This is a genomic window from Alkaliphilus crotonatoxidans (assembly GCF_054658015.1).
In genome coordinates this window covers 661,213-686,335 of the sequence record NZ_BAAHXS010000006.1, presented here as the reverse complement: position 1 = coordinate 686,335, position 25,123 = coordinate 661,213, and the positions used below count along the sequence as shown (strand labels likewise).

21 protein-coding genes, 1 tRNA gene and 1 riboswitch are annotated in these 25,123 nt (G+C 40.1%); of the genes, 6 read left to right on the top strand and 16 right to left on the bottom strand.

The window, feature by feature from the left end:
* Positions 1 to 3: 3 nt before the first annotated feature.
* Positions 4 to 2,277: an ATP-dependent Clp protease ATP-binding subunit gene (locus tag ACYQ1I_RS15265; RefSeq protein ID WP_459766842.1), complete on the bottom strand. Its 2,274-nt coding sequence runs from the start codon at positions 2,275 to 2,277 to the stop codon at positions 4 to 6.
* Positions 2,278 to 2,562: 285 nt separating this feature from the next.
* On the opposite strand from ACYQ1I_RS15265, the gene ACYQ1I_RS15260 reads away from it, so the two are divergent.
* Together ACYQ1I_RS15260 and ACYQ1I_RS15255 are read left to right on the top strand one after the other, a co-directional pair.
* Positions 2,563 to 2,650, top strand: a tRNA-Leu gene (locus ACYQ1I_RS15260).
* Between the two features lie 193 nt (positions 2,651 to 2,843).
* Positions 2,844 to 3,074, top strand: coding sequence for a hypothetical protein (locus ACYQ1I_RS15255; protein WP_459766841.1), 231 nt, complete (start codon positions 2,844 to 2,846; stop codon positions 3,072 to 3,074).
* A gap of 127 nt (positions 3,075 to 3,201) precedes the next feature.
* On the opposite strand, the gene ACYQ1I_RS15250 is transcribed toward ACYQ1I_RS15255, so the two are convergent.
* Together ACYQ1I_RS15250 and ACYQ1I_RS15245 are read right to left on the bottom strand one after the other, a co-directional pair.
* A complete protein-coding gene (locus tag ACYQ1I_RS15250; protein ID WP_459766839.1) occupies positions 3,202 to 4,065 on the bottom strand; it encodes a tRNA 2-thiocytidine biosynthesis TtcA family protein in 864 nt (287 codons plus the stop codon).
* Positions 4,066 to 4,182: 117 nt separating this feature from the next.
* Positions 4,183 to 4,710, bottom strand: coding sequence for an ECF transporter S component (locus tag ACYQ1I_RS15245; RefSeq protein WP_459766837.1), 528 nt, complete (start codon positions 4,708 to 4,710; stop codon positions 4,183 to 4,185).
* 639 nt (positions 4,711 to 5,349) lie between these two features.
* Between ACYQ1I_RS15245 and potA the strand changes: the two genes are divergently transcribed.
* The 4 genes from potA to ACYQ1I_RS15225 are packed head-to-tail and all read left to right on the top strand — an operon-like array spanning position 5,350 to position 9,043.
* A complete protein-coding gene (gene potA / locus ACYQ1I_RS15240; protein WP_459766835.1) occupies positions 5,350 to 6,396 on the top strand; it encodes a spermidine/putrescine ABC transporter ATP-binding protein in 1,047 nt (348 codons plus the stop codon).
* Positions 6,393 to 7,217, top strand: a complete 825-nt coding sequence (locus ACYQ1I_RS15235; protein ID WP_459766833.1) for an ABC transporter permease — start codon at positions 6,393 to 6,395, stop codon at positions 7,215 to 7,217. The genes potA and ACYQ1I_RS15235 overlap by 4 nt, the downstream gene beginning before the upstream one ends.
* Positions 7,211 to 7,996, top strand: coding sequence for an ABC transporter permease (locus tag ACYQ1I_RS15230; RefSeq protein ID WP_459766831.1), 786 nt, complete (start codon positions 7,211 to 7,213; stop codon positions 7,994 to 7,996). The genes ACYQ1I_RS15235 and ACYQ1I_RS15230 overlap by 7 nt, the downstream gene beginning before the upstream one ends.
* The gene (locus tag ACYQ1I_RS15225; protein WP_459766829.1) at positions 7,997 to 9,043 is read left to right on the top strand and encodes an ABC transporter substrate-binding protein; all 1,047 of its coding nucleotides are present in this window, start codon (positions 7,997 to 7,999) and stop codon (positions 9,041 to 9,043) included. It abuts the gene before it with no gap.
* Positions 9,044 to 9,096: 53 nt separating this feature from the next.
* Here ACYQ1I_RS15225 and ACYQ1I_RS15220 read toward each other — a convergent pair whose 3' ends face one another.
* The 13 genes from ACYQ1I_RS15220 to ACYQ1I_RS15160 form a co-directional block, all read right to left on the bottom strand.
* Positions 9,097 to 10,686, bottom strand: coding sequence for a Na+/H+ antiporter NhaC family protein (locus tag ACYQ1I_RS15220; RefSeq protein WP_459766827.1), 1,590 nt, complete (start codon positions 10,684 to 10,686; stop codon positions 9,097 to 9,099).
* Between the two features lie 152 nt (positions 10,687 to 10,838).
* A riboswitch (Lysine riboswitch) is annotated at positions 10,839 to 11,023 on the bottom strand.
* A gap of 119 nt (positions 11,024 to 11,142) precedes the next feature.
* Positions 11,143 to 12,891, bottom strand: a complete 1,749-nt coding sequence (gene arsA, locus ACYQ1I_RS15215; RefSeq protein ID WP_459766825.1) for an arsenical pump-driving ATPase — start codon at positions 12,889 to 12,891, stop codon at positions 11,143 to 11,145.
* On the bottom strand, positions 12,891 to 13,289 hold the full coding sequence (gene arsD / locus ACYQ1I_RS15210) for an arsenite efflux transporter metallochaperone ArsD (RefSeq protein ID WP_459766823.1): 399 nt from the start codon (positions 13,287 to 13,289) through the stop codon (positions 12,891 to 12,893). Before arsD ends, arsA begins: the two co-directional genes overlap by 1 nt.
* 14 nt (positions 13,290 to 13,303) lie before the next feature.
* On the bottom strand, positions 13,304 to 13,720 hold the full coding sequence (locus tag ACYQ1I_RS15205; protein WP_459766821.1) for an arsenate reductase ArsC: 417 nt from the start codon (positions 13,718 to 13,720) through the stop codon (positions 13,304 to 13,306).
* A 23-nt stretch (positions 13,721 to 13,743) separates the two neighbouring features.
* Positions 13,744 to 14,106 carry an ArsR/SmtB family transcription factor gene (locus ACYQ1I_RS15200; protein WP_459766819.1) on the bottom strand — a complete coding sequence of 121 codons (363 nt, stop codon included), beginning with the start codon at positions 14,104 to 14,106 and terminating at the stop codon, positions 13,744 to 13,746.
* A 145-nt stretch (positions 14,107 to 14,251) separates the two neighbouring features.
* Positions 14,252 to 14,878 (bottom strand): uridine kinase, encoded by a 627-nt coding sequence (gene udk, locus ACYQ1I_RS15195; protein WP_459766817.1) that lies wholly within the window; start codon positions 14,876 to 14,878, stop codon positions 14,252 to 14,254.
* Positions 14,879 to 15,114: 236 nt separating this feature from the next.
* Positions 15,115 to 15,516, bottom strand: coding sequence for an ATP-binding protein (locus tag ACYQ1I_RS15190; RefSeq protein WP_459766814.1), 402 nt, complete (start codon positions 15,514 to 15,516; stop codon positions 15,115 to 15,117).
* Positions 15,517 to 15,721: 205 nt separating this feature from the next.
* The gene (locus tag ACYQ1I_RS15185) at positions 15,722 to 17,920 is read right to left on the bottom strand and encodes a DNA topoisomerase III (RefSeq protein WP_459766812.1); all 2,199 of its coding nucleotides are present in this window, start codon (positions 17,918 to 17,920) and stop codon (positions 15,722 to 15,724) included.
* Positions 17,921 to 18,060: 140 nt separating this feature from the next.
* On the bottom strand, positions 18,061 to 20,568 hold the full coding sequence (locus ACYQ1I_RS15180) for a diguanylate cyclase (protein WP_459766810.1): 2,508 nt from the start codon (positions 20,566 to 20,568) through the stop codon (positions 18,061 to 18,063).
* A 19-nt stretch (positions 20,569 to 20,587) separates the two neighbouring features.
* Entirely contained in the window at positions 20,588 to 22,165 is a 1,578-nt protein-coding gene (locus ACYQ1I_RS15175) for a GH3 family acyl-acid amido synthetase (RefSeq protein ID WP_459766808.1), read from the bottom strand.
* Positions 22,158 to 22,739 carry a methyltransferase family protein gene (locus ACYQ1I_RS15170; protein WP_459766806.1) on the bottom strand — a complete coding sequence of 194 codons (582 nt, stop codon included), beginning with the start codon at positions 22,737 to 22,739 and terminating at the stop codon, positions 22,158 to 22,160. Before ACYQ1I_RS15170 ends, ACYQ1I_RS15175 begins: the two co-directional genes overlap by 8 nt.
* A 244-nt stretch (positions 22,740 to 22,983) precedes the next feature.
* Positions 22,984 to 23,901: a pseudouridine-5'-phosphate glycosidase gene (locus ACYQ1I_RS15165; protein WP_459766804.1), complete on the bottom strand. Its 918-nt coding sequence runs from the start codon at positions 23,899 to 23,901 to the stop codon at positions 22,984 to 22,986.
* Entirely contained in the window at positions 23,895 to 24,989 is a 1,095-nt protein-coding gene (locus tag ACYQ1I_RS15160) for a PfkB family carbohydrate kinase (RefSeq protein WP_459766802.1), read from the bottom strand. The genes ACYQ1I_RS15165 and ACYQ1I_RS15160 overlap by 7 nt, the downstream gene beginning before the upstream one ends.
* Positions 24,990 to 25,123 lie beyond the last annotated feature (134 nt).

The following is a 25,123-nucleotide window of genomic DNA, read 5'->3' as shown; positions in this document are numbered from 1 at the left end:
GACCTAATTCAGTTGTATTTTCCCCTTCTCTATCGTGATATTAATATGGCTTCCCTTACCATACTGTTTCTTCAAATAAGCCTCGGCAATTTCATCCTCAATCAGCCTTTGGATGGTTCTTCTTAAAGGACGGGCCCCATATTGCTCATCATAACCCTTTTCTAAGATAAACTCCTTTGCCTCTTCTGATACATCAATAGTAATTTCTTTTTCTCGGGCCTCTTCCTTTACTTCATTTAACATTAAGTCAACAATTTTTCTTAAATCAGATTTTGATAGCTTTGTAAATACAATTGTTTCATCCACACGATTTAAAAATTCCGGTCTAAAGATCTCCTTCAAGGCATCTTTAATTTTTTCCTCCAACAGACCATAACCATCTCTTCCAAAGCCCATGGCAATTGACTTCAAATGGCTTCCGGCATTGGAGGTCATAATAATCACTGTATTTTCAAAGTGGGTGGTTTTGCCTTGATTATCAGTCAGGCGGCCATCCTCCAATATTTGCAGCAACATATTAAATACATCGGGATGGGCCTTTTCGATTTCGTCCAATAAAATTACAGAATAGGGCCTTCTTCTAACCTTTTCTGTCAATTGCCCCCCTTGATCGTAGCCTACATATCCCGGGGGTGCCCCAATTAGCTTGGAAACCGTATGCTTTTCCATATATTCTGACATATCAATTCTAATCAAGGCCTCTTCATTACCAAACAGCTCTTCCGCCAAGGCCCTAACCAATTCGGTTTTACCCACTCCTGTAGGTCCTACAAAAATAAAGGAGGCAGGTTTTTTTCTCTTTCGAAAGCCTGAACGATTACGGCGAATTGTCTTGGCAATACTTTTTATTGCTTCCTCCTGCCCGATAACCCGGCTATGAAGGCGTTCCTCAAGATTCAACAGCTTTTCAGCTTCCGCTTCAGTAATTTGTTGTACCGGAATTTTAGTCCACGATTCAATAACATAGGCAATGTCTTCTATCGATATTTTCACCTGACTGCTTTCCATCTCCAACAAATCAATTTTTTCTTTCAGCCTGCATTCCTCCACCTTATACTCTGCTGCCCGTTCAAAATCCTGTCTGTCGGCGGCATGAACGGCCTTAGTCTGAATATCGGTCAATTCCTCCCTCAGGGCTTCCAGCTCAACTAATCCCTGGTTCTTTAAGTTTGCCCTGGCTCCGGCTTCATCAATTACATCTATGGCCTTATCGGGCAAATAACGATCGGTAATATATCGTTCCGATAAATACGCAGCGGCCTCTAATACATCATCATTAATTTCAACTCGATGGTATTCCTCATAATAATTTTTTATACCCTTGAGTATTTCGATTGTCTCCTGAATTGTCGGTTCATCCACCATTACCGGTTGAAACCTTCTTTCCAGAGCTGAATCCTTTTCAATATGTTTACGATACTCCTCCAAGGTGGTGGCCCCAATTACCTGTATTTCTCCCCTGGCCAAGGCAGGCTTTAAAATATTTGCGGCATTCATTACGCCACCATGAACCTCTCCAGCCCCCATAATATTGTGAACTTCATCAATCACCAGAATGACGTTACCACATTCCTGTGCCTCTTGTATAATGGACTTCATTCTTCCTTCAAATTGCCCCCGAAATTGGGTACCGGCAACAATAGCTGTCAAATCCAAAAGATAGATTTCAGCATTAAACAGCTTTGCCGGTACTTGTCTTTCCACAATTCTAACGGCCAAGCCTTCGGCAATGGCTGTTTTACCCACCCCAGGCTCACCTATTAAAATAGGGTTATTTTTATTCCTTCTGTTGAGAATCTGTACAACTCGATCAATTTCCCGGTGTCTGCCAATAATTTTATCTACCTGATTTTTAAGGGCCTTATCGGTTAAATTGGTTCCATAGGTATCAAGGTATTTTTTCTTGGTTTTCTTAACCTTTTTACCTTCATCCTTTCCTTTCTCATTATCTACCGGCTTCGAAGGCTTTTCTTCATTAATAACATTGTCCTTCAATTGATTATCTGAAAAAACTCCATTTAGTAATTTCATAAATTGATTATCTTGCGGATCGTCCTCTTGAATATCAAATTGTTCCAAAGCATCATTCATCTGATCAGAAAACAGCTCTATTTCTTCTGGGGTCATGCCAGTCTGCTCCATAATCTGATCAATCACCGGCAGTCCCATTTTTTTGGCACACTCAATACAAATTCCCTTCATTTCTGTTTTTCCGCCTTCAATTTTAGAAGCGAATACAACTGCAATGTTTTTATTACATATAGAACATTTTTTCATAGTAATCATCCTCTATAGTCAAAATTAATTAAGATTAAATAAAAACAAATATAGCATTTAAATTATGAAAATATTATTTAATATTATATCATAAACTATTTGATTTTAAAAAACAAGAAAAATTGAGTCAACTTTCTTTTTTGAATCCCAGCAATATAATCACGGAAAGTTCTCTTGAATTTAATTACAAAATAAGTAGCACTTTCCTAGGATAATAAAAAATTTTTAAAAAAGACTTTAAAAAATTTTTTTTGCTGTTATAATATAATATGTAATTAAATAAATGCGAGGGTGGCGGAATTGGCAGACGCGTAAGATTCAGGCTCTTATGGGCGCTAAGCCTGTGTGGGTTCGACTCCCATCCCTCGCACCAGACGGAAAGCTTAAGTTACTTACTGTAATTTAGGCTTTTTATTATGATTTGATTTTCCCTTTAGCAGCTAAAAGTTAAACTTATTATTATAATTTCAGTTTCACTCCCCCATTGTGATGAATATACTGTATAAAAAGTAGTCAATTAGTGCTTTTTTTAAAGAACTAATCTGCCGGTGGATAGGAGTGAATGTATGAGGTTCTTAATAGACGCCTTCAGTAAATCCTGTGATGATTCCGGAATCGATCTTGCTAAGCTGGCAGTAATCGCTGCATTTTTTACGTTATTTGGTGATTTCCTGGCATTTATTGCTGCAATACTGGCCCTTCAGCAGGATAACTCCTGTAATGATTCTAAAAAACAAATTAAACACCATATTGAAGAAATGCATAGTGAATTAGAGAGAATTTCAAAATTATTATAGTTCATTTTTATAAAGTAGCGATTAAAGACTAAAAAATTCTATATATAATTATTACCAGTTATGGAAGGCCCAAAACATATGGAATGGTGACAATCAGTATTTCAAGTAAAATAGACCCCTTACAGGTCTATTTTTTATAGGAATCCAGGTAGGAATGATGTACTCCATCCTTTTGCCAGCCTAAAATACAGTCCATATTGACATTTTGCGCTGCCCGGAAGATCAACTTGTCTATATTGGGGAAATTTTGCTTTAACTCCGTTATTAAAGACTTGATTTCATGTCGTTTGCTGCCAATTTTTTTTGCAGCCACCATACAGGCGCAATTTAGGGGCCAAATACCACTTTGTTGAGTAAAGTCTTCAATTGAAGCCTCCTCAATATGGTACAGCGGTCGAATAAGCTCCATATTTTTAAAGTTACTGGACTTCAGCTTGGGTAGCATTGTCTTAAAGGTACCTGTGTAAAACAGATTTAATAAAGTAGTTTCGATTACGTCATTAAAGTGATGCCCAAGGGCCAATTTATTACAGCCCAGCTCCTTTGCCTTTTGATAAAGGGCCCCTCTTCTCATTTTAGCACATAAAAAGCAAGGGTAGTCCCTAGCCATGTCATCGACAATCTGAAAAATTCCTGAGTCAAAAAGCTCAATAGGTATCTCTAAATATTGGCAATTTTCAAGCAGCAGCCTTCTGATGCTTTCATGATAGCCCGGGTCCATGCCGATAAAGGCCAGTTCAAAATTATCCTCCCCATGGCACTTTAACTCTTGAAAAAGCTTCGCCATCAGCATACTATCCTTACCACCTGAAATTGCCACAGCGATTTTATCCCCTGGCTCTATCAGGTTATATTCTTTAATCGCCTTAATAAATTTTGCCCATATATCCCTTCGATAGGTTGTAATTAAACTTTTTTCTATATCCTTCAAGGATTTTCTCTCATTTAATGGTATTAGCTGCTCACAGCCTTTTCCCGAGGTGAAACTCATTTAAAAATCGCCTCCCTTTTAACAATATCATATTATAACATTTAAAACAGTTTTTATCCAAGGGTAGGAAAACAAAAAGATGTCAGCAGGTATTGACATCTTTTTTCATTCTTTTCATTATGAGTTAACACCGTCATGCCTTAAAGCACGATAGACCATTTTAGACAGAACAATTGCTAGAATTCCCCCAATCAATGCTGTATACAGTTGAGGCAATGAAAGGGCTGCAATTAATGCCGGAGGAACCCTGGGAACAAACAAAATCACCAGGTATCTCACCGAGAAAGCCAGCACTGCAAATTTAACAAGGGCAGCCACCACCACCCCAATATATTCAGGATACCATGAAAGCCTCTTTCTTACATAATTAAAGCTAATGACCAAAGAAGCATTTCCTAGCATAATAAAGGGCACAACAGGCATGAGGGGCGTAATACCGGCAAAAAAAGCGATGAGAGGGGTAACAATTCCGATTATAATACCTGAAGTTGTACCAACAGTAATGGCACTAAAAAGCAATACGAAATTCACCAAGGGCCCCACTAAGGGTTGGGCAAAGGCCCGAAAACCAATTTGAAAAATTAAAGCTAACCCCAGTAAAATACCAGTACGAGTGATGAAAGCCGCTGAGCTGATTCTTTTCAATTATATCCTCCTCCTATATCTTGTTTAGATTTGATACTTATCAGTACATTCTTTAGTAAAAGTATACTGATAATTTCCTATATTTACAAGTTGAATTTAATTCTAATGCTTTCATTATCTTTTTATCTAAGCATTGTATTAGGGCGTGCCTGAAAACCCACTCAAGGGCATCTTTCAACCGCTTTTTTGTCCCACGCAGCGTTGCTTTTCCTTGACGTACTCCTGGTATGTCTTCAAAAAAGCGCCTTGCTTGGAACAAAAATTCAGTAAAATCTGCACCCTTCGGATTATTCAGACACACCCTAATCAACTTTTCATGATTTTATTTCAACATATATTCTACATTTATTTCGCCAATAACCAATAAAACTACAAAAAATATATTTTTTTTACTTTACCTTTGAAAAATTAAGGCTTCATTATTGACTTTGGTTCTGTAATATGATATTACTAATATATTGCTTGTTTAATAAAACTAAACATAAAGTTTACTCATTGAAAACTAAAGCTCACTTTTTCATTTTGAATAATCGTTGTTATGATTGTATTTGGAATCTTTTAGTAGGGCTTTTTAAAATGTCTTTTTTGAGGTTCAAAAGATATGAAATTTGAAATAAATGATGATGGGGGGATGCAAAAATGGCTGAATCAATTATTGAATTGATCGACATTTCAAAGCGATACGACGGTAACGAAGCACTCAAAAATATTAATCTTTATATTCGAAAAAATGAATTTCTCACCCTCTTGGGCCCCAGTGGATGTGGTAAAACCACCACATTACGTATTATCGGCGGGTTTGAGTATCCCTCTGAAGGGCGCATTTTATTTGAAGGCAGCAATATTAATGATCTGCCGCCCTATCGCCGCAGGGTAAACACAGTATTTCAGAAGTATGCCCTGTTTCCTCATATGAATGTGGCTGAAAATATCGCCTTTGGCTTAAATATAAAAAAGATGGATAAGCAGACAATTCAAAAAAAGGTTAAAGAAATGTTGTCCCTAGTGAATTTGACAGGGTTTGAAAATAGATCCATAGACTCCCTTAGTGGTGGCCAGCAGCAAAGAATTGCCATTGCCAGGGCCCTTGTCAACGAGCCCGAGGTGCTATTATTGGACGAACCCTTGGGAGCCTTAGACCTTAAGCTGCGGAAGGATATGCAGATTGAACTGAAAAATATACAGCAAAAGCTGGGTATTACATTTATTTACGTAACCCATGATCAAGAAGAAGCCTTAACTATGTCTGATACGGTGGTGGTAATGCGTAACGGAACCATTCAGCAAATTGGCACCCCCGAGGATATTTATAATGAACCTAAAAATGCCTTTGTAGCCGATTTTATCGGTGACAGCAATATCATCAGCGGAAAAATGATTACAGACTATCGGGCAGAATTTGCAGGAAAAGCCTTTGACTGTGTTGACAAGGGCTTTGGCGACAATACCCCTGTCGATATTGTTATTCGTCCTGAGGACATTCAATTGGTCAGCGCTGAGGCCGGTATGCTGGTGGGAGAAGTTCGCTCAGTCACTTTTAAAGGAGTTCATTATGAAATGGTGGTGGCAGCTGACGGAATAGACTGGGTTATCCATAGTACTTTGATGGAGCCAGTCAATACCAAGGTTGGCTTGAAAATACTACCCAATGATATTCATATTATGAGGAAGGTGAAGGCCTCATGAATCGGCGGTGGATTTCCTTTCCTTACATTATATGGATGAGTATCTTTATTGTTTTTCCACTTTTGCTGATACTTTACTTCAGCTTTACCGTTTCAGGCGAAACTGGAATTCAATTTTCTTTAGAGAATTTTAAACGTTTTTTTGAGCCTGTCTACCTGATGGTGCTATGGCGGTCAATTCGTTTAGCTTTGATCAGTACCATTATTTGCCTTTTACTGGGCTACCCAATGGCTATGATTTTAGCCAGCCGTGACTTGAAAAGAAGAAATCTATTAGTTTTATTGTTTGTTATTCCAATGTGGATGAATTTTCTGCTACGTACCTATGCCTGGCTAACTTTACTAGAAAACAGAGGTTTAATTAATACCCTGTTAAATCTATTAAAGCTGCCTACTTTAAATCTGATGTATAATGAACAGGCCGTTATATTGGGAATGGTTTATAACTTTCTCCCCTTCATGGTGCTGCCAATTCATTCGGTTTTAACCAAGATTGACAAAAGCCTGCTGGAGGCTGCCGAGGATTTAGGTGCTAATAGTTTTACAATCTTTAAGAAAATTATTTTTCCCCTAAGCCTGCCGGGGGTCTTATCGGGAATAACCATGGTCTTTATGCCTGCGGTAACAACCTTTGTCATTTCAAGGCTATTGGGAGGCGGACAATTTACTTTAATCGGTAATTTAATTGAGCAGCAGTTTTTGTTTGTAAATGACTGGAATTTTGGTTCTGCCATATCTACAGTGATGATTGTACTTATTTTAATTAGTATGGGAATCATGTCCAAGTATGAAAAGGAAAATGAAGGAGGTGGCCTATGGTGATTCGGTTTTTGAAAAAGTTTTATACATCCCTTATCTTCCTTTTCCTCTACGCCCCTATTGTCGTATTGATTATCTTCTCCTTTAACAATTCTAGGTCGAGGGGCAGCTGGGACGGTTTCACCCTTAAATGGTATGTAGAGCTTTTCCAGGACAGGCAAATTATGTCGGCCTTATATTATACCCTGGCCATTGCCATATTATCTTCAATTATTGCCACTGCCATCGGAACTGCTGCAGCCATTGGTATTCACAATATGAAACGACTACCCAAGGCAATTGTAATGAATTTAACCTATTTACCCGTACTAAATCCTGATATTGTAACTGGAATTGCCCTTATGCTTTTATTTATATTTGCTCAAATACAGTTAGGCTTTTTTTCTCTGCTTTTAGCCCATATCACCTTTAACATTCCTTATGTCATTTTATCGGTGCTTCCAAAGCTAAAGCAGCTAAATAAGCATCTCTATGAAGCCGCCCTGGATTTAGGGGCAAGCCCCGGCTATGCCTTAAGAAAAGTGATTATCCCCGAAATTATGCCGGGCATCATTACCGGTTTTTTGCTGGCCTTTACCCTCTCATTAGATGATTTTGTCATCAGCTTCTTTACCACCGGTTCAGGGGTATCGAATCTGTCCATAACCATCTATTCCATGGCCAGAAGGGGGATTAATCCCAAAATAAATGCCCTTTCCACCCTGATGTTTGTCAGCGTGCTGCTTCTATTGATACTTGTCAACACAAGAATGTCAAAGGATAAAATAAAGGAGGATGTATAAATGAAGAAAAGATTCAAATGCTTTCTACTTATTGTATTGATATTGGCCTCTAGCCTAAGCCTGCTGGCCTGTGGTAAGGACGATCGGGTTACACTAAAGGTGTACAACTGGGGCGACTATATAGACGAATCGGTGATTGATGAATTTGAAAAGCAATATGGTATTCGAGTGATTTATGATACCTTTGCCACCAATGAAGACATGTACGTAAAAATTATGGCCGGTGGCAGTGATTATGACGTTGCCTTTCCTTCAGACTATATGATTAAGAAGATGATCGATGAAGAATTGCTTCATAAGATTGACTTTAATAAAGTTCCCAATTACAAATACATTGATGATCGATTTAAAAACCTGGATTACGATATCAACAATGAATATTCTGTTCCCTATATGTGGGGTACGGTAGGAATTTTATATAATGAAGATATGGTAACAGAGCCCGTTGATAGTTGGAGAGTGCTTTGGGATGAAAAATACAGTAAACAAATACTAATGCTTGACAGCCAAAGAGACTCCATCGGGATTACTTTAAAAATGCTGGGTTATTCCTTAAATACAAAAAATGTAGATGAGCTGGAGGCTGCCAAGAATGCATTAATTGAACAAAAACCCTTGGTACTTGCTTATGTTGGCGATGAAGTAAAGGATAAAATGATCAACGAAGAGGCTGCCCTGGCAGTGGTTTGGTCTGGTGATGCGATCTACATGATGAGAGAAAATGAAAATTTGAAGTATGTTGTTCCTGAAGAAGGCAGTAACCTGTGGTTTGACGCCATGGTCATTCCCAAAACAAGTAATAATAAAAAGGAAGCTGAGCTTTTTATCAACTTTATGTGTGAAACAGAAATAGCCTATAGAAATTCTGATTACATCGGTTATTCTACTCCCCATCAAGAAGCAAGAAAGCTGTTGGACCCTGACCTGGTTAATGATCCTACAGCCTACCCGGAAGAAGAGGATTTAGTTAATTCAGAGGTCTTTAAGGATTTAGCAGGTTCAATCAGAGAATATGACCGTATTTGGACAGAAGTAAAATCGTATTAGTCACATAAAGCTCAATAAAGCCCCATCCGTTGGATGGGGCTTTGTCGAGCTTATTATGAATCAATCGTAACCCTAGATCGAAATTTTGATATGGTAAACAACGTAATTGCCAACAAACCTACAGACGCAACCAAGCTAATTAAGGGATTGTTAGTAAAGCCGGCAATGATAAAACCTATAAAGGATACTGCTGCAACTGTTAAAGCATAGGGTATCTGGGTTGAAACATGATCAATGTGATGGCATGCAGCTCCGGTAGATGACAAAATTGTTGTATCCGAAATGGGCGAACAGTGGTCTCCAAAAACTGCCCCAGCCAACACAGATGCCATCATTACCCCGATCATTTCAGGATTGACACCACCGCTGATGGGAATAGCAATGGGCAGCATGATGGCAAAGGTACCCCAGGAGGTGCCTGTAGAAAAGGCAATCAACCCTGAAACGATAAACATAATAGCTGGTAGTAGCTTAACCGGCACCCTACTGCCAATCAAACTGGCAACAAAGGTTCCTGTTTGCAGGCCATCATCCCTTAAAACAGAGCCAAAGGTCCAGGCTAAAATTAAAATACAAAAGGCTGGAATCATTGATTTTGCCCCTTGAATAAAGGCATTCATGAATTCTCCATAGGTCATTAATTTTCTGGGAACAAATAAAACCATACATAAAATCAATGCTCCTATGCCTCCGTAGACTAAAGAGGTGGCCGAATCGGTGTCAGCAAAGGCTTGCCACAGGCTTATGTCGCCGCCAAAATAGCCTCCTGTATAAAGCATAGCCAAAATGGTAAAGAGAATCAACCCAACAATTGGAATAATCAGATCAAGGGGTGTTCCCTTTTTCGAGACTTTTAAACTGCTAAAGTCATCACCAGGGGCAGTGGCATCTCTGTCGGCCTGTAATTCACCATGATCCATCGCCCTTTGCTCGAATTGGGCCATCGGGCCAAATTCCAGCCTGGTAATGGAAATAACAACCACCATTAATAAAGATAACCAGGCATATATGTTAAAGGGCACTGTGGCCATAAAACCGCTTAATCCATTCAACTGGAAACCCGATTGTCTCAGGGTCGGCTCCATTACAGAAATAATGTAAGCAACCCAGCTTGAAATAGGTACCAATATCGTCACAGGGGCCGCTGTTGAATCTAATATATAAGCCAGCTTGGCCCTGGAAATTTTATAGCGATCTGTTAAGGGTCTCATAACTGTTCCCACAGTTAAGCTATTGAAATAATCATCTATAAAGATAATGCAGCCCAGTAAAAACACGGCCAATTGGGCACCACCTCTAGATTTCACCTTTTTGGCCGCCCACTCGCCATAGGCTCCAGATCCCCCGGCAGCCGTTACAACTGCCACCATGCCCCCCAATAGGGCTAAAAATAATAAAATTGCCATATTCCATGGATCACCGGCATTATTGATAATAGACTGGACCATTTCAACCAAAGGCCCGATAATGGGATTCGAAGAGGCTAGATTCGCCAAAACCTCCGGAGGGGCAAAATTTACATAAATGAAGTACCCTGAAAAAATCCCCACCAATAATGAACCCAATACTTCCTTTGTCAGTAAAGCCAATACGACTGCGATAATTGGCGGCAGCAATGCCAGCCAACCATAAGCATGTTCCATTGCGTTATCCTCCTTATGTTGTCAATTCACCCTTTAATTGTTGCTTCTTTTTCTAAGTTAATTATCTTTCCAAAAAACAAAAAAATCTAACAGTGTTGTCAGATTTTTATTTTAGCAATAAAAATAAAAACCCCTACACCTCCATTTCCCTTAGTTGAGATAGCACAACATCAAAATCCTGGGTGGAAAATTTTGATGACAGTTCTGCACCTCTTCGATGCAGACCCAGCAGCAGGCTTTGGTACCTGTCACTTCGGCGATGGTTCCTTTCAATATACCTCATTGGCTTCCAACCTCTTGTATATCTACTCTTAAACACCGCGCCTCTACCTCACCTCCCCTGGAGATGAGGATTTTTTATGAAATTGTAATACATATAATACAATAACAAAATCAATGTCCTTTGTCAAACAGAAATTATTGCAAAAACAAACCTCCGCCAGGCGGAGGTATAGCTTAAGGCTCCAACAGTCGATATAACTGCTCTCCTTTAACTTCTTCAGGAGTCCAGCCCACAAGGCCAAAGCTGCCATTGGTTCGGTGGGCCACCCAATTAATCCATGGTATTTCATTATTAGCCCTGGCCCTTAATACGGTATTGGTACTTCCTGCTCCATATAAGGAACCATTAATTATCCACCATTTGCTATAGATACCTGCCCGTTTTAAGTCATCCTCCAGTCTCATGGCTTCAAATACCGGAGTGGTTTCTGGCAGCGTAACAATAATCACCTCGGTCTCATCCCGATTACTGATTCTGGGAAGAAGCTTCTTAACAGAAAGCGGTATGTCTCCTTGGGAACGCTGGATTTCCCGATGATAGCTTTGGGTTGAATCCAAAAGCAGTAGTGTATGCCCCGTTGGGGCAGTATCAATGACGACCACCTGATCATCGGCAGCCTCTACAATTTCTGCAAAGGCTCTAAAGACGGCAATTTCCTGTGTACAGGGTGAGCGAAGATCCTCTTCCACATAGGCAAGGGCTTCCTCCGACATGGTTTCCCTGGCCTTAGCCAGAACCTCATCACGATATTTCCTTAATTCTACTGCCTCATCGATATGGCTCAATGTAATGGTTGAAGAAGAATTAATGATGAAGTTCAGATGGCCTGCCGGGTCAGTTGTAGTCAAATGAACCTTTAATCCCTTCTTAGCCAACCCCAGGGCAATGGCAGCAGCAATGGTGGTCTTTCCAACGCCCCCCTTCCCCATGGTAAAGATTACTCTTTTGTGGGATCGATAAAGATCCTCTACTATATTTTGAAGTTTTGGCAGCTTCTGAACAGACAATTCTACATGATCCAAGGGCATTTGATCCTGGGTCAGAAAAGCCCTTACCCTGTCAAGCCCGGTTATATTATAGCCCCTAAGGGGAATTCCATATATCACCATATGCTTCAAGCCAGCAGGTATCTCTTTTAAAGCTAGTTGCTGCTTCTCAAATAATCTCTTTGAGACCTGGTCGTCCCACTCCATTAACAGTCCATTGATAATCAAAATTTGATTGCACACACCAATTTCAATTAGCTCTTGAGAAGCCCTTTGGGCTTCCTTCAATGGCGTTGCTTCCGGCCTGGAAACGAGAATCACGGTGGTTTCCTCAGAATTAGAAAGGGTTTTTACAGCTTTTTGGTAAATTTCCTTTTTATCCTCCAATCCTGAAAGTTGCCCCAGGCACGAGGCACCGTGGGTATTTTCACTAATGAAATTACTCCATGCAGAAGGAAGCTGAAGCATCCGCAGGGTGTGACCCGTAGGAGCAGTATCAAAAATAATATGATCATAGTTATTTCGAATGGTTTCATCAGCAATAAAATTGGAAAATTCATTGAAGGCAGCAATTTCCACCGTACAAGAGCCCGAAAGCTGCTCTGCCATATTGGCAATTACCGAATCGGGAAGTTTTCCACGATAGGGTGCAATTACACTCTCTTTATATTCTTCCGCTGCTTGAATTGGGTCCAGATTAGCTACCACCAAATTAGGCACCTCAGGAATAGAAGTTCCTCTATTTGACAGCTCCATGCCAAAGACATCCTGTAAATTTGAAGCCGGATCAGTGCTAATCAACATCACCCTTTTCCCTTCATCGGCCAGGGTCATGGCCGTGGCACAGGCAGTGGAGGTCTTGCCTACGCCCCCCTTCCCTGTAAAAAAAAGATATTTTGTAAGTTGAATTTTTTTAGGGTCAAACAAGTTATACATTAGCAGCAGCCGCCTTTACAGCCACAACCTTCATTTGTCTTAGGCTTAATCTTAACTCTATTATCAAGCTTTTGCTCCTCTACTAATGCCTCGGGCGATAAATCCAGTAATGTAATGATTTCCTCATTGGTTGGGTATCGTTTTGTAATTTTAACCTCCCCATCCACAACAATGGCAGGTAAAATCTCAACTCCCCCTGCCTCCATCAGGCGGCTTATTTCTTCATTGTTGACGAATTCCTGGGGGGAATTAGATAAATTGTATCGTTCTATTATGATTCCCTTTTTCTTTAGCGTGTTTAGAGCTGTCGAAATTCTAAGAAGCTCCGGATCAACCCCTACTCCACAGAGTCCTGTTGGGCAGCACATGGCTGGCTCATAAATTAACATTTTTTTCATAATAAACATCTCCTTTAATTTTTTAGTTTCAGCTCCCCTGCTGTAATCCTTCTGGCTAAATCCTTCACTTTTGCCTCAATGGTTCTAGCTGTATAAGTAAATGCCTCGGGCCCCTTACCAGAGGGGTCCTCTAATCCCCAATCCTCTTCATGTTTCGATGGCAAAAAGGGACAGGCCACATTACAGCCCATCTTTATAACAATATCCACCTCCGGCAGATCAGTGAGCAGCTTTGAAAATTGGCCTTTGTTCATATCAATACCATATCGTTCTTTAATGGTTTTTACAGCATCTTGATTAATTTGATTTCTCAGCTCTGTTCCAGCAGAATAGGACTCAAAAACCTCCGAAGCAAAGAGCTTGCCCAGTGCTTCAGCCATTTGAGATCTGCAGGAATTATGAACACAAATAAAAGCCACTTTAGGTTTCATAAATGACCTCCTTTAAAACGTCATTAAAATTTTTTTCCATCCCTCAGGTCATCACAATTCAGCTTGCTGTCCAAATAGCGCATCAACCGCTTATGATCCTTCTGACAAATTTCCAGGTTGACTATTGCTGTCTTGATGACTTCTGTAATGAAGGGATATTCCTTTAAGGTTTTTTGATTTAATTGATAATATACATATTTTGTTTGTTTGAAATTATCTAGCAGCTTAGCGTTGGTCAGCTTTATTAAATGTCTTGAGGCATTGGACTGGGTGATTTCTAATATTTCTTCAATTTCACAGACACACAATTCCCTTTCCAGGAGAATTGCCAATATCCGAAGCCTGGTTTCATCTCCCAGAGCCTTTACCCCTTGTAATAAATCCATAATTAGAATTTCCTCCTAAATAAAATATGATCATATTCACTTACAATCATATGATAACTTTTCCAATTCTGCAAGTATTTTCGAAAAAAAAATCTCTTTAAAAAGAACTGCGTTCATTTTCAAAGAGAATTGGTTATTACACCTGCTATTTTTCAAAACTGTTTAAAATACTATTCACCTTGTCCACCAGCATGGAATAGGCCACATGATTCATTCCTCCCTCGGGAATAATGATATCTGCCTTTTTTTTACTTGGCTCAACGAAGGCCTCATGCATGGGCTTTACAGTATTTAAATATTGATTAATCACTGAATCAATATCTCTGCCCCGATCATGAATGTCTCTGATCAATCTTCTGGCAAATCGGATATCTGAATCGGTATCTACAAATACTTTAATATCCATCAATTCCACCAGCTCCGGATTTTCAAATATTAAAATCCCCTCAAGGATAATTACCTTTTTAGGAGCTTCTTCTACGGTTTCCTCTAAACGTAGATGCTCAATAAAGGAATATACCGGCCTTCTAATGGCTTCAAAATTTTTAAGGCTTTTCAGCTGTTCAATCAGCAGTTGAGTATCAAAGGCATTGGGGTGATCAAAATTTAACTTTTTTCGTTCTTCATGGGAAAGATGATTAAAGGAATGGTAATAATAGTCTTGACATAGTAATAGCACATCATCCTCGAAGCCCTCTTTTAATCTCCTTGCCAGGGTGGTTTTACCCGAGCCGGTACCCCCTGCAATTCCAATTATTACTGCCTGAGTCATCCTGTAATCCTCCTATAATTGATTCTGTCGCCATCTATACTTCTCTGTCTTTAGAGGTGATATCTGATGGCTCAGTTTTGACTTATTCCTGACGCCTATTATAACATCAATTTTTATCGAAGGGAATATAATTTTAGGGAAAAAGCAGGTAATATTAAACTCCCAGAAAAAAAGCATAAAAAAACCCAAAATCCAGTGCATTATTTTAATCATGATCTGGATTTTGGGTTTTGTTTTTATTGGTGCGCTATTTTAAAAACAAGCTTAACTTCACCTTTTGTTCCGCACAGGTCAAGATCATCACAGTAGCTCATGAGTATTGGTATTCCTCTGCCATGCTCCTCCTCCCAATCTGGAAAATCGTAGCATAGCTCCCTTTGAATACCGCCACCTTCATCTTTAATAACAATTTCTACTATATTTGACTCTATTTTAACCTTCAGTGTAATTTTTTTATCTTCTATTTCCTGGTTGCCATGAAGATAACTATTGGCCAGGGCCTCCGAAACACAAAGCCTTATTCTAAATATATCTTTCGTACATTTTGAGCAGGCAGCAATAAAATCCATCGCTTCAGCCGCCATTTTTTTAATTTCAGTGGGTTTGGTAGGTATTACCTTAATAAATTCCTGCTTCATTACATTCCCACCCAACAATTATATTTTTCATGTCAGCCTGAAGCTTCATAAAAAAAACCTCCTATTAACCGATACATTTTATACTTGCCTAGGGAGTCAACTGATTCTACTTACCAATAATATACCTCTATTTTCTTATTTCAAACACCCCATTGAAAATTCATTAAAAAAAACCCTGGATTTCTCCAGGGACATTATATCTGGCTTATTTTAACTTCAGCTTTGACAATGCATCAGCCAGAGCTGTATTGATGGATTTGTCAGCCTCTTTTCTTTGCTCCCGTAGATAGCGAGTCACCTCGCCCTTGGAAGCCGTATTTTTTTCTTTCTTTTTCCTTTCATTAAAGGTAGACAGCTTTTCCCGATAACCGCATTGACATACAAAGGTTTGTCCTTCCCCTTCTCCCCTTAGCTCCAGTCGCTTGTGGCATTGTGGGCATCTGGCATTGGTCAGCCGGGCAACGGTTTTTCGATGACCGCATTCACGATCCTGACATATTAACATTTTCCCCTTTTTTCCATTGACCTCCAGCATATATTTGCCGCATTCAGGACATTTATTCCTGGTTAGGTTATCGTGTCTAAATTGCTCCTGGCTGTTTTTAATCTCCTTGACAACACTGCCGGCATAGTGCCGCATTTCTTTAACAAAGGATTCCTTTTTTAAAGCTCCCCTTGAAATTAAGCTCAGCTTTTGCTCCCACTGGGCTGTTAAAGCTGGGGACTTTAAATCTTCTGGTACCAGGTCTAAAAGCTGCTTTCCTTTGGAAGTAAGAAATATCCCCTTACCTCTTTTTTCTATTAAAAAGCTATTAAAAAGCTTATCAATAATATCGGCTCTGGTGGCAACAGTCCCAAGACCGCCCGTTTCCCCGATGGTCTTAATTAAATCTTTATCCTCTGGGGCCATGTATTTTTGAGGATTTTCCATGGCTGAAAGGAGCGTTCCTTCATCAAAGGGAGCAGGGGGCTTGGTTTTTCCCTCTGTTTCCAATAACGTAATAATTTTTATAGAGTCTCCCTTTTGAAGGGAGGGGAGAAGCTGCTCCTTCAATTCCTCCCTTGCCTCCTCCCAGTCTTCACTGTCCTCCAAGGCACCGTAGACTTCCTTCCAGCCCTGCTGTAATACCACCTTACCCTTAGCTACAAAATCCCCATTACCTATCTTAACCTTGATATTGGTCTGCAAATATTCAAAGGGCGGGAATAGAACTGCAAAAAAACGCTTTACCACCAGATCATATATTTTTCTCTCCCTGTCATTTAATTCTGAAAGAAATACCGATTGCTCTGTTGGAATGATGGCATGATGATCTGTCACCCTGTTATTATCAACAAAGTTTAGCTTTCCTGTCAGGGGTCTTTTAATTACCCTGGCTGCAAGATTTCGATAGGGTCCTACCCCGCAGGCCTTGATCCGATCCTTGAGGGTATCAACGATATCAGTTGTCAAGTATCGTGAATCTGTTCGAGGATAGGTTAAAAGCTTGTGTTGTTCATAAAGTCGCTGCATAATTGATAGGGTCTCCTTGGGGGAATAACCAAATAATCTATTGGCATCCCGCTGCAGCTCTGTCAAATCATATAATGGGGGGCTATCGTTCTTTTTCCGCTGTTGGGCCACCTCGGTAATGAAACCCGTTTTTCCCTTTAAAGAGGTCATTACTGTATCTCTTTTTTCTTTATTAAAGGTTTTGATATCCTTAGTTTGACTGTCTTGCCAGGTTAACTTCAGACCATTGGCCTGAGCCACAATTCCATAATAGGACCTTGGCTGAAATTGCTGAATCTCTTCCTCCCTTCTAGCTATGATGGCCAAGGTGGGAGTTTGAACCCTGCCACAGGAAAGCTGTGCATTATACTTACTTGTTAAGGCTCTGGTGGCATTGATCCCCACAAGCCAATCGGCCTCAGCCCTGGCCACAGCCGAAGCATAAAGATTTTCGTAATCCTTACCGGGCTTCAATTGTTGGAAACCATTTCGAATTGCCTTATCGGTTACCGACGAAATCCAAAGTCTTTTGATGGGCTTTTTACTCTGAACCTTTTCAATTATCCAACGGGCCACCAGTTCCCCCTCACGTCCTGCATCAGTGGCAATGACAATCTCTGAAACATCCTTTCGCTTCATCAAATGACTGACCGTATTAAACTGCTTGCCACTCTGCTTAATGACTTCCAGCTTCAGCTCCCCGGGTAAAATGGGCAGATCCTCTAGCTTCCATGATTTATATTTATGATCATATGCCTCTGGATCAGCCAGGGTTACCAAGTGACCCAGGGCCCAGGTAACAATATATTGGCTCCCCTCCAGGTATCCATTTCCTTTTTTGCTGCAATTCAATACGCTGGCAATGTCTCTTGCTACTGAGGGTTTTTCTGCTAATACCAACACTTTACTCATATTTAATCAACATTCCTTTCAAAGCTTAGTTATTTACAGTTACTATAAAAAATACGATGAATCTACTCTATTTTACCACAAAAAAACAAAGTCATCCTGATTGTGCTTCAGAAAAGACTCTGTTTCTTTTATCCGATCCCTTAGGCAACCTCTATTTTCCCCTCATCAAACAGTCTAATGAATATCTTTGTCAATTCCGGATCAAATTGCGTACCACTGTTTCCTTCCAGTTCCCCCAGGGCCTCTTTAATGCTTAAGGCCTTTCGATAGGGACGATCGGTGGTCATGGCATCGAAGGCATCAACTATAGCCAGGCATCTGCCTTCAATGGGAATGCTTTCTCCCTTAATCCCCCTTGGGTATCCTTTGCCGTCAAAACGTTCATGATGACACATGATTGCAGGAATCATTTTAACCAGATTGGGTACATGCTTAATAATGGTAATGGAAATATCCACATGCTTTTTCATGATTTCAAATTCCTCTGGGGTTAAGGGGGTTGTTTTGGTCAGAATTGCCTCAGGTACCCCTATTTTACCGATATCATGCAACAGTCCGGCACTCCTGACGATATCAATTTGTTCCTCAGTAAAGCCCGCTGCCCTTCCCAGGGCTACAGAATACCTAGAGACATTTTCCGAATGGCCATAGGTATAATGGTCTTTGGCATCAATGGTGGCGGCCAGGGCATAAATGGCTGAAAAGTAGGCAGACTTAATACTATCCTGCATTATTTCCAGCTCATCGTTATGCTGTAAAAGCTGACTTTCCTGATGCCGGGCATAGATCATACATTGGTTCCTGCCATTTTGCTTGGCGGCATACATGGCCTTGTCAGCACAATCCAGTATTTCTTCCGGGGTCGATCCGTCCCTGGGGTAACTGGCTACTCCAATACTAACAGTCAGGAACTCATTGATGTATTCAGCCGAGTAAAATTTATTTTCAACGGCCCTGCGTATAGTCTCTATCGCCTTTAAGGATTTATCGGCATCAATGTTGGGCAAAATAATGGCAAACTCCTCTCCACCGTAACGGGCAATAATATCTTCTTCCCCTGTGGCTTCCCTTAGTACCTCTGCTATTTTGGCCAGGGCCCGATCGCCCGCAGAATGGCCGTATAAGTCATTATAAAGTTTAAATAAATCCACATCAATCATTGCCACAGAAAAGGTCTTCCAGGTTTTACCTTTGATATATTGCCCCAGCACCTCGTGAAAGTACCGATGGTTATATAGCTTTGTCAGCCCATCGGTAATGGCCTGACGTTTGGCTTCCTCGTAGAGCTTAGCATTTTCAATTACCACAGCAGCATTATTGACCAGCGTAAATAAAAAATCCATTTCTCCATGGGAATAGGCTTCGCCTCCCATTTTATCAGATAAAATAATCAAACCGATCAGCGTTTCCCTTAGCTTAATGGCTACGATTAATTCTGTTTCCATTCTATATAGCTGCTTCTTTTCTGTTCGCCACAACCCCGTAAAATATGGCAGATTCTCTATTTCTGCCAGGGTTAGAAGGGATTTCCCCTGTAAAAACCATTGTATAATCGGATGATTGCCATTATATTTTATATCCTGCATCCAGTCTTCCCTGGCAGTTGGATTAAAAAGAACGTACTCGTCCTTACCCTGCCTTAGAAGCAAGTGGATTTTTCTCGGCTTCAATCCCCTTTGAAGGGCCTTCAATAAAGAATCCGTCAATTCCTCTAGGTCTAATTGATTATTGATAATTTTACTGAAATCCCTTAAAATAATTTGATGGTTCAGACTTTCCTTGTAGAACAGCCGATCAATCCATTTTTGAATGATGTCTTTAACGGGCTGAAAAACCAGCGCCAGGATCACAGCAATCACCAGGGTGGAAAACATACTTGTATCGCCCAGGAGCATAATAAAAATCTGCTGTACACCAAAAATGGCAATGATATAGGCCCCTGTTAGAGACAGTGTATAAAGGGAATAGGCCATCCCCTTTTTAACAATCAGCTTGATCTCTAAAAAGCGATACCGATAAATTGAATAGGCTATAAAAAATGCATTGAAGGTATTCAGAAGGATATCCAACGGGTAGCGGCCAAGACTTGGAAACAGGTTAAGAAGCCCCCCAAATATCATTAAGCCTGAACCCATTAATATGAGCTTCACCCTGGCAATGGGAATTTCTTTAGATTTCACCTTATTAATTATATTGATGAAGGCCAACAATAAATAGCTAAGGCTCCAAAGGGCCATAAGGGAAGCCCCTGGCCCTAAGGTATAATAAAAATAATTACGTTCTACATAGGCCTCTGCAGTAATAAAGCCGCTAAAATTCCCAATAATCAATAAAGCACCAGAAATATACCCAAAGTAGAGCTTATTTTTCTGATTAATCGTGTCTGTCAGCACCAGGGTAAAGTGATAAAAGATAACGGGCATGCTGATAAGCCCCACACAGAGAATTCGATTCCAAAACAGGGGGCCCGGCGGAAAATTGGCACGCATTACAAAGGCCCCAAAGCTCCAAACAACCATGGAAATAATGTAAAAGGCATAGTGCCGGGCAATTTTGTTCTTCCTTGACCCAATCAAAATGATTAACAAAACACAATAGCAAACAAAGCAAAGGAAGGGAATTAAAATTAAATAGGAATTGGACTCCACAGAATCACCTCACGAATTTTTAACTGCAATTAGACAATGTTTCGACTATTTCCTGACATGGGTTCATTTTGGTGATAGGCCCCTTGTACATATTTTGGTATTTTTCAAAGGTCCCCTTTGGCAGTAATGTGACTCTAAGGGGGTCCTTTCCTAAAAGCATCTGTATGTCCCGATAATCACAATCAGATTCCTGCAGGCTTTTATGGAGCCTCTCCTTTACATCTTCTCCAGCTTCAACGCCTTCCTCCAGCTCTAAATAAATATGTAATACTGGCTCTTTCTCTTCATACTGCTTACATGCCACCCAATCCTTGATTGGTATTTTGCCCAAACCCATGGCCTTATCAATGGTGGCCTTGGTAATCCTCGTAAATCCTGCCAGATCAATTACATTGGCAATTCTGTCTACAAATTTTATTTGAGGCAGGTGAATTCCATAGGCTTCATTTTGCAACGACAAACATTCAATCATGTCACCTACACGGTAACGTACAAAGGCACCACCTCTAAACTTCGTCACTACCAGTTCGTAGCGCTGACCCGGCTTGATCTCGTTAAGCAGTAGGGTTTTAGGTACAAATTCCTTATTATTAAGACTTTTAAGGGAATCCTTTTCTGGTATAAATTCCAGGAAATTCACATCAGGAAAAAAGGTAAGTCCACTGTCACCCCAGGTTTCAGTGGCTACAGTGGCAATTTCTGTGCCTCCGTAAATTTCTATGGGTCGCTTACCCCAATAATATTCAATCTTTTCTTTAAAAGCATGGGTATCGGTTCCTGCACATAGTATTCCTTTAATATCCCACAAATCCTTTGGTAAAATTGTCTCATTTTTTATATTTTTTTTGATGAATGCCCGAATTAATCTATACATCATTTTAAAATCTGCTGATAATAACGAGCCCCTTTTACCTGTTGCAGAGCCCTTGGCAAAATCCTCACCAATTTTAACTAATACACTTGAAAGCCCAAAAAATAAATCAATTCCCTTTGTCAAAGCCAGCTCAAAGCCCATTTTGTTTCTTTCCTCAAAGCTTAAGTGTTCAGCCTCTTCAATGGAAGGAAGGTATTCAAAATTAATTTCATTTTTTACCCCATAGGGTGCCAGACCTGTCAGATAGGGCAGGGGAGCCATTCCATAAAGGAATTTATCATTTTCCCTTAGCAAAAATTCTCCCTTTCGCCTGCTGGTGGCCAGTATGAGGCTGGCAATAAAGGCCTTTGTGTGCTCTTCAATCATACTTTCTGAATAAGGAGCCAGTTTAATTTCATGGGTTCCACCCTTCCATGTGGTTTTAATCCAATATTGCGGCTTTGAAGGCAGGGCAGCTTCATTTTTACTCAACAATATATCTGCATAGTCTTCATAGGTGGTTAAGGGCACCAATTGTCTGAATTCCTCTATATTTTTAGGTTTTACTCCCTCTCCCATGATTTTTTTCCCCAGCTGACAACGGGATAAAAGCTCAATTTGCTCCATTAGCAATCTTTCCTGTATAGCCATAAATTCTTGTAAGTTCAAATCTAAAAAACCACAATATTTTTCCCAAACTTTATCATAGCTTTCCTGTCGAAGCATTTCTTGCAAATTAATCATTCCTTATGCCCCCTATATATAATGTGTCTTTGCATTTCATCATGCTTTTGCGATTAGGAATTAACATAGGTGTATCTTTTATGTATTTACCGTATTCTGGAAACATTTTAGGAAAAAACATTTTCTCCTGCAAATAAACATGAAGAATATCGATGATTGTCCAGATAATTCCTGCGGGGATCAATAGAACAGCCCCAGTAGTAAAAAAGAAGAACAAAAAGACGAAACCAAACCAGAGTACACCAGGATGCCTGCACAGGGCATAGGTGCCAGTGTTTACCAGATTATGGTTATGTTCCTTTTTTCCATAGGTTTGAACAAAGGGCAGCTCTAAAAACAGTGAATACACTAATAAAGCCATGGACAATAGCCATAATATTCCCCCCATCAACCTGACTGTCATTGGTAATGTTATTTTTTCAGATACAACCGTTACCATGATGGCAGAATAGATAAGCACCCCCAGACCCAGTATTCCGAATATTTTTTTTAGCTTTCCCTGATTATTCAGGGTAAAGTAATCAAATAAAACAAAAAAGATAAAAGCAACAGCTCCTGTTAAAATATAGTACATGGAAACCCTCCTTTCAAAAATTGGTTGTAAAAATAGTATAACTTGATTAGTTACAAATTTCTACTATTTATATTGTAATGGGTTTTCATTAAATTTCTTGTCTAATTATGTCATTAAAAAATGAAATTTTTATAAATGTATGATATATTGATAAAATATAACAATTTCAAATATACAGCAATCGCAGCTTCAAAAGCAAAAACAGGATTGCGATAAACGCAATCCTGCTGAACATAAGCTTTTATTATTCTAAATCTGATAGTGCCAGAGCCAGTTGAGCCCCTAGCCTAGCATTGTTGTAGACCAATTGAATATTGGCCTCCAGGCTCTCCCCTGCGGTAATTTCCTTTACCTTTGCCAATAGAAAGGGGGTACTTTCCTTTCCCTTGACATCATTTTTCTCCATTTCCAGAAGGGCTTCTTCAATGGCCCTATTAATTTTGTCGAAATCCATTGCATAGGCTTCAGGAATGGGGTTAGCAACAACGGCTCCACCCGTCAGGCCCAAATCCCATTTTGCCTTAAGGGCACTGGCCAATTCCAATGGTGAATCAACCCGATAATCTACACCAAATCCACTTTTCCTTGTATAAAAGGCCGGCAGCTCCTCGGTTTGATACCCAATTACCGGAACTCCCTTGGTTTCAAGATATTCAAGGGTAAGGCCAATATCAAGTATTGACTTGGCCCCTGCACAAACGACAGCGACGTTGGTTTGAGCCAGCTCCTCCAGATCAGCAGAAATGTCAAAGGTTTCCTGGGCTCCACGATGAACTCCACCGATTCCGCCAGTAGCAAAAACCTTAATGCCGGCCATGGCAGCAATGATCATGGTTGAGGCCACTGTGGTGGCGCCATCCATTTTCTTTGCCACGATAAAGGGAATATCCCTTCTACTGGTTTTAATCACATTTTTTGCTTTTCCCAAATAGTCGATCTCCTCCTGTGAAAGACCAACCTTTAGCTTTCCTTCTAAAATAGCAATAGTGGCCGGAACAGCTCCCTGTTCCTTAATAATCCTTTCTACCTCCAAAGCCGTTTCTACATTTTTAGGGTAGGGCATACCATGGGAAATAATTGTAGATTCCAAAGCCACAACAGGCTTTCCGGCTTGAATAGCCTCTAAAACCGCTGGTTGAATTTCTAAATATTTTTCTAACATAATCCTATCTCCTTCATTTTTTGATTGATTGCTTCTATTGACATAAAGGGATTGATGGTATTTTCATGGGATAGGGCCAGGTTTGAGGCTGCCGCCGCCATATGTGCCCTTTCCTTTAGTTCGATTCCCTTTAAAAAACCATATACCAATGCAGCCGTAAAGGCATCCCCTGCACCGGTGGCATTTACCACCTTCACCTCTGGCAATCTCAGATGGGCTTCTGAACTGCCATCAGCATAATAAATTCCATCCTTACCAAGGGTTATGAAAATTTCTTTGACGCCTGTGTCAAGCAAATACTTGGCGGCCCTTTTTACATCGGCTAAATCTTTAATTTTAATACCGGTTAAAACCTCTGCCTCCAGGCGATTAGGCTTAACTGTATGGAACAGTCCAATAAAATCTTTAATTTTTTCAGCCTTTGCCACCGAAACAGTATCTAAAAAGAAGGCCGGTGACTTGAAATTTGAAACAATATACTCAATTGTATCTCTGGGAATATTGGTGTCAATCACAGTGACCTGGGCATTTTCAATGATGTGCCTGTTTTCCTTGATATAATCCACCGACAGTCGATCCATAATTTCCATGTCGGCAATGGCTGCCTGCATATCACCCTGGTCATCTAAAATTGAAAGATAGGTGGAGGTCCGTTGATCCTTTAAAACCAGGGCAGCCTCCATGTCAAGGCCTATTTGCCTGGCTTCCTCTAAGATTTTACTGCCGTAGAGATCCCCCCCCACCACAGTCAACAGCTTTGTCATTAAGCCCAGCTTAACCATGTTTTCAGCAATATTCCTGCCTACTCCCCCTAACGAAAGCTTGACAGACCCTGGGTTAGAATCTCTGAATCGAAAGGTCCCTCCAGGGAAGCCCTGAATATCCATATTGGCTCCCCCCACCATACATACATAGGGGTCCTCCTGTACCACATAGCCCTTTCCTTTAATATAGCCCTTTTTAATAAGATTTGTTATATGAACCGCCGCTGAAGAACGGGTAATACCTAATTCCTCTGCCAATTCCCTTTGAGAAATCAAAGGGTTCTGACGAATTAACCGTAGTATTTCCTCTTCACGATTTGTCATAGTTCACCTCCTAAGCATTTGTTTAGTTTCTAATCTTATGTTTATATTATACTGCTCCTTCACCCATATTACAACTATTTTTTCTTAAACAGGGTTTATCTGATTAACAATGATTATACAAAATATTTTTGACC